We start from the raw sequence: 12360 nt of genomic DNA, 5'->3' as shown, positions 1-12360 counted from the left end.
TCAGCCAACTTTCAGCAACCTTTTCGCCAAACTTTCAGAAAACTTTTCGCCAGACCATCGCGATCGAATCCTCAACTTGCGATCGATCCATGATGCAGTTTCCAAGGTTCTCGATCGCCCTCAGCAGCTTCCAGGCAAGGGTTTTGGGCGAGGGCCAACGGTTCGATCGCCGCCCATTCATCAGCCCCAGCGATCTTTGCTTCACAAAATATTAAGTGCCCCTTGACTATTTTGGGCTTAAACCGTATCTTTAGATACAGAAACCAATCGTTCATCTTTCCCCGCTAACACCACAGCTCGCAGGTCACCCTTGCAGCCGTTAGTTAGAAAGAAAGACGGAAGTAGGGATTCTAGGTCAATGTCGATTTTGGGTTAAGTCCTAACCACCGATCCACAACCCGCAAATCCCGAAGGAACGCGCCTCAGTCAGATCCTGAACGCATCTCCTGGAGGCGATCCTCATGAAACTCATTTATCGCGGTGTCCGGTACGACAGCACAGAAACCCCTCTGCCCACGGTAGAAACGGGCCACACTGGTCGATATCGCGGATTGGAAGTGCATTTTCGCCATGCCGAAAGCATTCCGCCGCAACCAGTCAATGATCTGACCTATCGGGGTGTCGCCTATCGCACGGGCGCTGAGGCCTTCGCGCCCAGCAGCGTCCCCGCTAGCCGCCCCGTCACTTCGCCGATCAGCCAACCCCTTACCGCAGGTTCTGTTATGTCTACCCAATCGATCTCCGCTCGTGCTCGTGTCCAAATGATGTCCCGTCATCATCAAGCCGCTGCTCGTGAACAATTGGCACTCGATCGCGCAGCAGCCGAATTGGGTCTGGGCCACCTGTCGTCTACTTTCAGCCGCATCCAAGGCAAAATGCAGCACGACATCGCCATCTCCTGCGAACCCAGCTCCGTCGCCATGAGCTAAGCAACCCTTGCTGGGTTTTGGGCCACCCGGAAGTCATTTGGGTTTCGTTGAGTGGTTCCTAAGCTGAATTGTCTTGAACTTGTCTCAAACCTTTTTTGTTGTGAACTCTTTCTCGAATGCTGTTCGGTAGAGCAGGGTATCGGTTGAATGAAAGGTTCTGATCCAAGGTAGTTGGCTTGCGGGCTGGCTGCCTTGGACTCTTTCCTGAATTCGTTCTGGCTGATATTTTGCGAAACTCGAATATTTCAGTGAGCGTTAGCCCCATGCCCCCAGTGCTCCTTGAGCAGGCTGGGGGTATTTTTTTGGGTTTTTCGGTGGGACAAGACCCTTGCTAAGATGCGGGTGGGAATGGGGCGATCGCCCGTTGGGGCTTTTCTGTTTCGATTTTTCGGCATTTATTTCGAGATCTCTTTTTGAAGATTGATTTTTGGGAAATTTCTGAAAATCTATTTTTAGACATCTATTTTTAGATTTTAGATATTTATTTATCCTTGGGGAGTCTATTTTTCTGGGTCTAGGTCTATTTTCTCTGGGTCTATCTATGTTGAATTTCAAGCGATCGGGTCAAGCTCGCGCCCCCAAAGAACCCCATAGTCAAGTGACTTCCGATCGCAAACGGCTACGCATCGTGCGCATGGGACACCGTTTCCACCCTTGGGAAGATGCTTACCATTTATTACTAACCTTGAGCTGGCCGAAGTTTTGGCTAGCGATTATTGTGGGCTATGGGCTGGCTAATTTCCTTTTTGCTGGGTTATACCTTTTGGAACCCGAAGGAATCGCCAATGCCAAGCCGCAATCTTTCATGGATGCGTTCTTTTTTAGTGTGCAAACCATGGCAACGATCGGCTATGGCGCAATGTATCCGGCCAAGCCTTGGACACAGATGCTCACGGCCGTTGAAGCCTTGGTGGGGCTGATGGGATTTTCGGGAGCAACGGGGCTAATGTTTGCCCGATTTTCGCGGCCAACCGCTCAGGTGCGCTTTAGTCAGGCGCTCCTGAAAACAACCCATGAAGGTCAACCTACGTTGCTGTTTCGGATGGCAAATCAGCGGCAAAATCAGATTATTGAAGCCCAGGTGAGTTTGGTTTTCATTGAGGATACGGTCACTCAGGAAGGGGAATATTTACGCAAGATTCAGGATTTATCGTTGGTGCGATCGACTTCACCCATGTTTGCCCTGTCTTGGTTGGTGATGCATCGAATCGATCAGCAAAGTCCCTTGTTTGACCGCTCGATCGAGTCTTTGTGCAATAGCAATGCTACCTTTGTGGTGTCCTTGACTGGAATTGATGATGAACTGAGCCAAACGGTTCATGCTCGCCATATTTATGCAATTTCTGATGTTTTAGAAAATCACCGATTTGTGGATATGCTGACCCATCAGCCCAATGGGGTTATTTGTATTGATTACCGATTTTTTGATCAGGTGGAATCGGTGGCTCAATTCACACCCAAAATTACACCCAAGATCGCACCCAAGAGCACTCCCAATTAAAGCAATTGAAAGCAGGTTTCGGGGAAATTTTGCTCATAGCCTGTTGATGCTGATTTCAGAAATCAAAGCTTCAGGGCCACAAGCCGCAGCACTGGAAGTTTGGGGGCGATTATTCACTCCGACGAATCACCAATCGATCGCCCGCTTTGCCAACTAAAATTCCTGCCTGAAACGGAGGACGATCGCGATCTTGAGGCCGAATTACCCACAGGGCCACGCGGCGATCGACCCAATGTTTGGCCTGTTCCGATTGAGGCACGGGAATCACTTCACAGTGGCAATAGAAATCTAGGGAAGGACGTTGGGTGCGATCGCTCGTGTAAACCTTTGAGCCGGAATGGGCGACCGATCGCAGCAGATTTGCCACCGGCCGCACGGGATATTGTTCATTCAGTTCCCAAAGCCAACTGCCCGACGAAAAAAACAGCGTTAACCCCACAAACATGCCCCAAAAAGCCACGGGGATCAGTTGTCGATCGCCCTGCTGGGCCAACAAGACCACGGCTCCCCCCGTTAGCCCCAAGGCCGCCAGCGCCAGGGCGAGCATCGGCTCCAATGGTGTGGCCAAGAAGCTGAAGTAAACGGCTCCAGCTCCGCCACCCAAGGCCAACAGACCAAAAATCACCTGCCACGATCGCCCAAACCGGGCCGGCGGTTCTTCCCACAAAGACCCCAGCAAGGGCCCGATCGCCAAGGCCAAGGGGGGATAGAGCGGCAGACCATACCAGGGCAGTTTGGTTTCCATCACGGAAATGGGCAGCAGATAGCCCAAGCTCCAAACCAGCACCAACTTGCCCCAGGGCCAATCCCGATCGCGCCAGGCCGCTTGGAAGCCCGCTGGCAACAAAAACAGCCAAGGCCAAGCCAATTCCAACAGCTCTTGCAGATAAAACCAGGGCGGGCCGCCCCGATCGCTCACGGAATCCCAAACCCGCCGCAGGGACTGATTCAGCAAATTGGTCTCAAAAAAGGTGGGGCCGTAGTGTTGCCATTGGGCCCCATACCAAGCCAGGGCTGGGGCCAAGCCCAACAGCCCCCCGAGCCAGAGATAGGGCGATCGCAACAGCCGAGGCGTATCCCAAACTAAAAAACCAAAGATTAGTCCCCCAAACAACAGGGCCACCAGTCCCTTCAACAGGGCGATCGCGCCGAGGGCAAACCCAATTCCCAGCGTCCACCGCAAATCCCGCCGGGCCCGCAACAGACAGCACCAGGCCAGCAACCCAAAGGCCACAATTGCCGCATCCAACATGGCTAACCGCCCATGGCGCACCACGGGCAACCAGGTGAGATACACCAAGGCGCTGAAGATGGCGGCGGCCCGGTGGGTGAAAATTAACCGCCCCACCGCAAAAACCAGCGGTACGGCCGCCGCACCCAGCAAGGCTCCGGGCAGTCTTGCCGCCCATTCACTTTCGCCAAAAATCCGAAACAACAGGGCGATTGCCCAATGGAGCAGGGGCGGCTTGTTGAAATAGGGGCGATCGTGCAGGGTGGGAAACCACCAAGCCTCGGAGCCGATCGGGACGCGGGCCAACTCCCGGGCCACTTGGGCCACCGTGCCCTCGTCCCAATCGCGCAGGGGCAACCCACCTAAGTTGATGCCATACAACACCAGGGCCAACAATCCCAGCCCGATCGCCCAGGCCCAATCCACCGCCCGATCGTCCCTGCGCCACAGTTGCCGGGCCATGGCCCCCATACGGGACGATCGCACCGAGGCCGAAGAACCAGCCGGGTCAGGATTAGGGGCCATAGGGATGGGGAAAAGGGATTGGGAAATTGATCGCGAGGTTGAAATCAATGCCCAATCTAGCGAATTAAGGGGCCCGAAAACCCAGAATCAATCCGTTTTCGGAGGCTGACATGGCCGTTGAAATGGTCGTTGGCAACGGTGCCATTCGTGGGGCCCAGACCGCACGCCCGACCCCGATCGGCCGGCTTATACTGGCTGGCATCGTGGGCCCCATAGCGTCTTCAAAAATTTCCAGCTAAATCAACCGAACCATTCAACCTAGCCATTCAACCTAACCATTTAAGATGCAGCTTTCACCCATCGTCGATATCGTTATCGGCCTCCTATTCGTTTACTTAACCCTCAGTCTGTTGGCTTCGGAAATTCAAGAACTGATTGCCACCCTGTTGCAATGGCGAGCCGCTCATCTGAAACAGTCGATCGCCCAATTACTGGGCGGCGGCAGCCAATCCACCGTCAGCGGCCGCGCCCCCCAGCGTCCCGGCGACAGCACCCGTGCCGAACAACTGACCGAACGCCTCTACGATTCCCCCACCATCAACAGCCTGAACCAAGAGGCTCGGGGGTTGTTAGCCACCGGTTTTCGCAAGGGATTTCGGGTTCTCTGTAACCTGATTGGCCTCAGCAATCCAATCTTTGGGCAACATACCAGCGCCCCTTCCCATATTCCGCCCAGTTCCTTTGCCGATGCGTTGCTGTCTTCGGCCAAAATTCCCGAGCTAATTCGTACTGTCAGCCTGCGGCGGTTTGAGCAATTTACCCAAGATTTGGGGCGACAAACCCGCCAACTGTTGCAACCACAACTGAGCGATTCGCGATTGACCCAACTGCTCGATCGCTTTGAACAACGCCTGCGAGACATCACCACCGACTATCGATCGGGCAAATTTGACCTCAAAATCAGTCTCACTCGAGTGTTGAACTCCGTCGATCGGCTCATTAGCATTCTGCAAGCGGCCCATGTGCCCGAGGTCGATCGACTGGTGATCCTGCGGGACGACACCTTTGAAGACCGCGAGGGCCACACGATTTTGCTGGCGGCCCTGTTGCCCTCCACCGAAGAAGTGCTGGATGGGTTGCGCCACAAACGCGCCATCTACCAGGAAGTGCAATCGGTGATTGCCGAATTGCGCGATGCCAATGACCCCACTCGCAAAGGATTGGAAGAGGCCCTGAACCTGTTACCCGAGCCTGTGCAAGACAACCTGTTGCTGCTGGCAAAGCGGGCCCGATCGCGGGCAACCTCCGTGCAAGAGGATTTCCAGGAATTCCAAAAGGAAGTGGAAGGTTGGTACGATCGAGCGCGCGATCGGGCATCGGGGGTCTATCGTCGCAATGCGCGCGGGGTTTCGATCCTGTTGGGCATTGTCCTGGCGGTGGCCAGCAACGCCGACACCTTCAACATTGTGAGCAAGCTGTCTCGGGATACGGCCCTGCGGCAAGCGGTGAACGCCTACGCCGATCGAGTCGTCCAAACGGGCAGTGCCCCTGGAGTTCCTTCGCGGCCCATGCTGCCCAAGTGGTCGGAAGTTAGCCAGGACATGCAGGCGGCTTTGGATGAAACCACCCTCCCGATCGGCTGGGATTCCAACAAACTAAATGAGCAACTGCGCTACGACAATCGCAAACCCAAAAACCAAGGAGAAGTGATTTGGGTCTTAATTCGCACGGCTTTGGGCTGGCTGGTCACGGGCTTGGCGATCGCGATGGGCGCACCCTTTTGGTTTGACCTACTGGGCAAAATCATGCGAGTTAAAAACACCGGCAAATCAGAAGCATCCTAATTGTCCAGATTGTCTAGCACTATATTGGCGGTGATAAAATTTCGTGAGTAGGTTATCGGCTCACTCACAACGCTTCAGGGCCGAACCATTCGCCCATGCCAAAAGTCACAACCACAACGTCTGAGTCTGGCGGTTCGGGTTGGGTTTGGTTGCTGTTGGGTGTGGGGGCGATCGGGGGTGGGCTTTGGGGGCTAACGAGCTGGCTGCTGGGTCGATCGCCCGCCTTGCTCACCCAGGCCCGCCAAGCGCGATCGACTCCTTCAATTCCCCGCCTTGCGGAAACCAACCAGCAACTCACCCAGCAAATCAACTGGCTGCAATTGATTCCCCCTTGGCCCCTGTTGCCCCATGACCAGGCCCAAGCCCAATTGCCCACGCTCAAAGAACAGCAATCCGCCATTAACCGCGAGCTGACGATCGCCCGGGGCCTGAACACCGCTGAAAATGCGGCCATGAAAGCCGCCCGCTTGGTGCAAAATCCGCCCCACCCGCCGGATGTTTGGCAACAGGCCAAGCAGCAATGGCAGTTGGCCATTCAAACGTTGGCGAGTCTGCCGCCGGATGCGTTGACGGGGGCAGTGATTCAAAGCAAGCTAGCCACCTATCGATCGAACCTGGCGGCGATCGAACAGCAATTGGCGGTGGCAGTGCAGGCGGTGGAATTTAACAATCGTGGGGTTGAGGAACTGAACAACGAACGCTACCGCGAGGCGATCGCTTGGTTTCAGCAGGCCCTGGCTCACAATCCCAAGATGGCGGAGGCCCTGTTGGGGCAAGGGTTGGCGCAAGTGGCCCTCCAAGACTATCGATCGGCATTGGAGTCCTTCAATCGATCGATTACTGCCAAGGGTGACTTTGTTGATCCCTATCTCTATCGGGCGGAAACTCGCTATGAATTTGGTGATGCGGCCGGGGCGATGGCGGACTTGGATCAAGCCATTGCCCTGGATAACCAGCGGGCGACGGCCTACCTGCTGCGAGGGGTGATCCATTTTGCCGAAGACCAAGCCAATCAAGCCCGATCGGACTTAAACAAAGCCGTGGAGCTGTTTTCGCAACAGAAAGATTTTGATGCTGCCACCCAAGCCCGCACCCTGCTGGCGCAACTGCCCGCTGAATTGCCGCCCGCTGAATTGCCGGTGACAGAATCTGCCCCGCCAGACAATCCAGCAGTGGCGTTGGAGGACGATGACGATGATGATGACGATGACAAACGTCGTCGTCGTCTCTCGTTGCAGGATGTGCGATCGACCTGGGATCGGGTGCGCCGCTCTGGTCGCCGCCGCCGCTAGGCTTTGCGATCGACCACTTTCCCCCATGCCCGCAGGATGCCCAATTTCAGGATCCCCAACTGTCCATGACCGCGAACCGATCGAGCATCAACGCCCCAAGAACAATCTGGCTGGGAGCCAAGGCCGCCCAGGTGCAACGGGCGATCGCCCAAGGTCTTTGGGGCCCCTTTGATTGGGTGCTGACCCCTACCCGGCAAGCGGCCCGGGCGATCGGGGTGCAGGCCCAATCGCTCGATCAACTCCTGAAGCGGTTGCGACTGGATGGCAACCTGGCTCCGATGCTGATGCGTCAGCGGGCTTTGCGATCAGCCGTGGCGAAGGTTTGGCCTGAGGTGGAAGCGGGTCAATATGCCAATACGATCGCCCCTGTGATTCGGGAAATGTTGCACAACGGCTGGTCTCTGGCGATGGCGGCCCAGGAACCTACCTTGAGCGATCGGGCGCGGCGGTTGGTGACCATCGCCCAGGCTTATTTGCAAGCACTGCAATTAGCGGGCGATCAGAAATTGGGCGATCAGAAACTGGATGATCAACAACTGAGCGATCAGCAACTGGGTGATCAACAACTGGGCGATCAATCCATGCAGCGGCGGGCTGTCGATCGACCAGCCGATCGACTAGATGCGGCCCAAATTTATGGACAGGCGGCCCAGGCGATCGCCCAGGGCGCAGTGGATCCCCTGGTGTTGGGCCTGTGGGGCTATGGCTATTTGGCTCCCGATGCGATCGCCCTTATCGATGCCCTGGCGGGGCCCGGCAGTTGCCTTTGGTGGCCCGACCACCCGGCCTTGCATCGTCTGCTGCCGGACTGGGAACAGCGGGGCTGGACGGTGCGATCGGCTGCGGAATTCTTTGCGGAATTCTCTGCGGAATCTGAGGCAACAGCCTCCCCAACCGAATGCCAACCCTGGCAACGGGCGCTCGCCTTTCCCACCCTGGAGGACGAGGTGCGCTGGGTTCTGGCCAAGGTCAAACAGCATCTTCACCAAGGCGTACCGGCGAACCAAATGGTGCTGATTGCCCGCGATGAGCAACGCTACGGGCCCAAGCTGTTGGAGGTGGCGCAGGAATTTGAAGTTCCGGTGCGGTTGCTGTATGGCGTGCCCCTCACGCAAACGCGGGTGGGCCATTGGGTGCAATGCCTGCTGGAAGCGGCCCAACAACAATGGGCCTATGAGCCAGCGGTGCAATTATTGCGCCACCCGATCGGGCGCGATCGCCTAGAAGGTCAATGGGAAACGGCCCGCCGCCTACGCCCCGATCGCCCCAAGGCCTGGGTTCATGCAGGCCTTGATCTTGCCGATTTGGCCCCACCGGCCCAATCGGCCCGCCGCAGTGCCACCCGTGAGCAGTGGGTGAGTTGGGTGCAGGACTGTGCCCGATCGCTGGAGATTCGATCGGGCGCACAGCATTGGCCCAGTGAAGCCAACGCCCTCAGCAGCCTGAATCACCACCTGATTGAGCTAGCCCGTCCCAGCCACGAAACCTTAACCCTGGCCAGCTTTGCCCAGGAATTGCGGGAACTGTTGAGCCTCATTTCCGTGCCCCGTCACCCCGGCCGAGGGGGCGTGGAATTGCACAACCCCGCCAGCCTGATTGGGGCCCAATATCGCTACGGATTTGCCCTGGGAATGGTGGAAGGCTGGTGGCCCGCCCCGATCGCCCCAGATCTAGCCCTCGACTGGTTCGATCGACGCGCCCTCACCCAAGCCGGGTTTCCGATGGCTGGCACTGCCGAACTGGCGGATCAAGAACGCCTCCACAACAGCGCCGCCTTTGCCACCATCCAAGAGCAATTGGTGTTCAGCTATCCCCAGTGGCACGGCCAGCAACCCCAATCCCCCAGCGCCCTGCTCCGCGATCCCCAAGTCAAACCCACCGAGCCGGAGCCGGTTCCCGATGTCAGCCCTTTGGCCAGTTGGCAGCGGTTTTTAACCCGCCCCGATCGCCCCGCAGACCTGGCCCAGGATCCCTTCGGCCCAGTGCTAGAGCGAGCTTGGCGGATGGAATGCCAACGATTGCGCGGCGGCCAGCCCGATCGCCCGGAAGATTTGGCGTTTCACGGTTTCCTGGGCTCCCTCGCCGCCATGGATCCCGATCGACATACCTTCAGCGCTTCCCAAATCACCGATCTGGGGCAATGTCCGTTCAAATACTTCGCGCGGCGCGTTCTGCGGCTCCAAGAACCCCAAGAAGCCGAAGCCGACTTGCCCCGCAACAGCAAAGGCAACCTTTACCACCGCGTTTTGCAAAAGCTGGGGGAACAACAGCGCGATCGGCAAGCGCCCGTTTTCAATGACCCTGAGCAACGGTTGGCGGCCCTCGAAACCTGGCTGACCGAAGCGGCCACCGAACTGCAACTGCCGCGCCACCTCACTTGGACAGCCCAGCGCCAAGAACTCCTGGCCCAATTGCAGTGGTTGATTTTGCAAGACACCTTTTTACCTGCCGAGTCCACAATCCTCCATTGCGAAGTGCCCTTTGAAGGGGAGTGGCTGGGCCTGAAGGTGAAGGGCATGATCGATCGGGTGGATCAGTCCCCCGATGGCTTGGTTCTGATTGATTACAAAACCGGCAAAGCTGAAGGAGCCAAAGTCAAAGACCAAACCGGCCAAGCAAACCTGGATGTGCAACTGTTGGTTTATGCCAGCGCCGCCGCCCAACTGGCTCCCGAAACCCCCGTCGCCAAGGCCTATTACTACAGCCTGCGGGAAGCGAAACTCGTCTCGCCTCAATCGCTCACCAGTGACAACCCAGAGGTGGGAGCCTTGGTGCAACGGTTGCGCCACCACCTGGCCGCAGGGGAATATCCCGTGGATCCCGATCGGGAATATAAAGCCTGTCAGTTTTGTGAAGCCTCATCGGCCTGTCGTTGTGTCCAGGATGGCTGATTACAAGCGGAATTCGCCCTACGATGAGCTGAGCAACCGCCACAGAATGGTCTGAAATTAGTCTGGAAGTAGTCTGAAAATTTCCTGAATTTGAGACTCTTTTCCCTGCGATTGTTAGCCGTTACGATGCACGGGTGCTGATTCTCGATCGCGATCGGGTCGATCGCTCAGCCTCCTCCCCTTTCTCCCCCCTCCTTCCAGGTGTCTGAACGTCGCCGTTTTCGTCCGATCGACCAACGACCGTTCCAAAAAATTTGGATTGGGGCTGCGTTCTTTGCAGTCACCCTCATCATCTCCGTCACGGGCTACATGATCGCCGGTTGGGGGTTCCTTGATGCCTTCTACATGACCATCATCACCGTCTTTGGCGTGGGTTATGGGGAAATTGGCCCCATGACCCCCCATTTGCGGGCCTTCACGATTTTTGTGATTATCGCGGGCACTTCTTCGGCGGTCTACACTGTAGGGGGGGTCTTCCAAGCCCTGGCCGAGGGCGAAATGAATCGGCTACTGGGGGCCAGGCGCATGAGTCGAGATATTGATCGCCTCAAAGATCATGTGATCATTTGCGGGTTGGGCCGCATTGGTCGGCTATTGGCCCGCAAGCTGGTGGAAACGGGCCAGCCCTTCGTGGTGATTGACTCCAATCCCGATCGGGTGGAGCGGGGTGTCAATCTGGGCTATTTGGTTTATGAAGGCAACGCCACCGATGAATCGGTTTTGCGAGCGGCGGGCATTGAGCGGGCCAAGGCCCTGGCCACGGTGTTGCCCGATGATGCGGAAAATGTGTTCATTACCCTGACCGCCCGGGGCATGAATCCCTACATGACGATCGTGGCTCGGGGCGAAGCGGCCAGCACCGAAAACAAGCTGAAGCTGGCCGGGGCCGATCGAGTGGTTTTGCCAGCTAATATTGGGGCGGAGCGGATTGCTCAAATTTTGAATCACCCCTCTGCCCTCTATTTTTTGGAAGAAGACAAGGGCCGAGCCACCCTCAGCGAAATGCTGTCGCGGTTGGATGTGAAGCTGGACGAAGTGCCCGTGCGTCCCCAATCCCCCTTGGATGGCCGGACGATCGGGGACGTGGAAGTGCGTGGCCATGGCACATTCATCGTTGTGGCCCTGCTGCAAAAGGACGGCAACACCATCATTCACCCACCCCAATCGACGCAACTTTATCCGGGCGATACGCTGATCGTGATGGGTCACAGCGACGATATGCCCACCTTCGTGTTTGGTCGGGAATATAGCCGCAACCACAACCGCAACCAACGCTATCGCGGCCTCCCTCGTTAGCGGGCAGCCACCAGTCTTAGACCGAGGTTCAAGGAACGAATGCCGCTAATTTCAGCCCCAATGACCAACGCTGACTCGGATTCGAGGCCCGTGGTCAATCATCGCCGCCCGTTGTCTTGCTGGGCGATCGGGATCGATCGGTCCGGGTGGTTGCGGGTTCGCCCCACCCAAGTGCTGCGAGGGTTGCTGATGGTGGGGGTGTTGTTGTGGGGTTGGGGGTTAATGGCGTTGCCGGTACGGGCCGAGAGCCTGACGGATTTACAGCGATTGTTTCGGAACACCGTTTGCCGCCACTGCGATCTCAGCTATGCCAACTTGGCGGGGGTAAACCTCAGCGATGCCTACTTGGGCGACACGGATTTGGTGGGGACTGATTTACAGGGGGCTTTGCTTGATCGGGCCAACTTGACCCGGGCCCGGGCAATTGGGGCCAGCTTTGCCCAGGTGCGTGCTGACCATGCCAACTTCAGCAACGCCGACCTCAGCGGAGCCAACCTCGCCCAAGCCCACTTGGAGGCAGCCCGCCTCAACCGCGCCACGATCGTTAGCGCATCGCTCGAAGGCAGCATCCTGCACCAGGCCGAACTCACCGAAGCGGACTTGCGAGACAGCAACCTCACCCGCGCCAACCTCTCCCAAGCCGACTTAACCCGTGCTTCTTTGACCTATGCCCGCTTGAACCAGGCCGACCTGCGGGGCAGCATTTTGCGAGGAGCCGACTTGCGCCAAACAGACTTCAGCGGCGCGGACTTAACCGGCGCAGACCTGACGGATACCAATCTGGAAAAGGCGATCCTTTGCGGTGCTCGTCTGGCTGATGGCAAAGTGTCGCGCCAAGGCTGTCCCCGATCGCCTGCGGGTGATACCATCAAAGGCGGAAAATTTTGACGCAAACGCATAGGGGACGGACA

At 57.2% G+C, this 12360-nt stretch carries 9 protein-coding genes and 1 riboswitch; of the genes, 8 read left to right on the top strand and 1 reads right to left on the bottom strand.

Features of this window, described 5'->3' with window-relative positions; all coding sequences use genetic code 11:
• The first annotated feature begins 92 nt into the window (after positions 1-92).
• The 3 genes from H6G53_RS18920 to H6G53_RS04320 all read left to right on the top strand — a co-directional run bounded on the left by H6G53_RS18920 (position 93) and on the right by H6G53_RS04320 (position 2430).
• Positions 93-215, top strand: coding sequence for a hypothetical protein (locus tag H6G53_RS18920; protein ID WP_255512335.1), 123 nt, complete (start codon positions 93-95; stop codon positions 213-215).
• A 51-nt stretch (positions 216-266) separates the two neighbouring features.
• Positions 267-422: riboswitch (Glutamine riboswitch) on the top strand.
• A gap of 39 nt (positions 423-461) precedes the next feature.
• Positions 462-929, top strand: a complete 468-nt coding sequence (locus tag H6G53_RS04325) for a DUF4278 domain-containing protein (RefSeq protein ID WP_099532475.1) — start codon at positions 462-464, stop codon at positions 927-929.
• Between the two features lie 541 nt (positions 930-1470).
• Positions 1471-2430, top strand: a complete 960-nt coding sequence (locus H6G53_RS04320) for an ion channel (RefSeq protein WP_099532476.1) — start codon at positions 1471-1473, stop codon at positions 2428-2430.
• 109 nt (positions 2431-2539) lie between these two features.
• On the opposite strand, the gene H6G53_RS04315 is transcribed toward H6G53_RS04320, so the two are convergent.
• On the bottom strand, positions 2540-4186 hold the full coding sequence (locus H6G53_RS04315; RefSeq protein WP_190531044.1) for a glycosyltransferase family 39 protein: 1647 nt from the start codon (positions 4184-4186) through the stop codon (positions 2540-2542).
• A gap of 284 nt (positions 4187-4470) precedes the next feature.
• Between H6G53_RS04315 and H6G53_RS04310 the strand changes: the two genes are divergently transcribed.
• From H6G53_RS04310 to H6G53_RS04290, 5 genes are all read left to right on the top strand, one after another.
• A complete protein-coding gene (locus H6G53_RS04310; RefSeq protein WP_099532478.1) occupies positions 4471-5970 on the top strand; it encodes a hypothetical protein in 1500 nt (499 codons plus the stop codon).
• Positions 5971-6065: 95 nt separating this feature from the next.
• Positions 6066-7262 (top strand): tetratricopeptide repeat protein, encoded by a 1197-nt coding sequence (locus H6G53_RS04305; RefSeq protein ID WP_190531042.1) that lies wholly within the window; start codon positions 6066-6068, stop codon positions 7260-7262.
• A 65-nt stretch (positions 7263-7327) separates the two neighbouring features.
• Positions 7328-10153, top strand: coding sequence for a PD-(D/E)XK nuclease family protein (locus H6G53_RS04300; protein WP_190531040.1), 2826 nt, complete (start codon positions 7328-7330; stop codon positions 10151-10153).
• 201 nt (positions 10154-10354) lie between these two features.
• On the top strand, positions 10355-11449 hold the full coding sequence (locus tag H6G53_RS04295; RefSeq protein WP_347343092.1) for a potassium channel protein: 1095 nt from the start codon (positions 10355-10357) through the stop codon (positions 11447-11449).
• 90 nt (positions 11450-11539) lie between these two features.
• On the top strand, positions 11540-12337 hold the full coding sequence (locus H6G53_RS04290; protein WP_190531038.1) for a pentapeptide repeat-containing protein: 798 nt from the start codon (positions 11540-11542) through the stop codon (positions 12335-12337).
• The last annotated feature ends 23 nt before the right edge of the window (positions 12338-12360 follow it).

Source organism: Limnothrix sp. FACHB-406 (genome assembly GCF_014698235.1).
GTDB lineage: Bacteria > Cyanobacteriota > Cyanobacteriia > CACIAM-69d > CACIAM-69d > CACIAM-69d.
The sequence above is the reverse complement of the archived record's forward strand: the minus strand, read 5'-3'. Positions and strand labels throughout refer to the sequence as shown.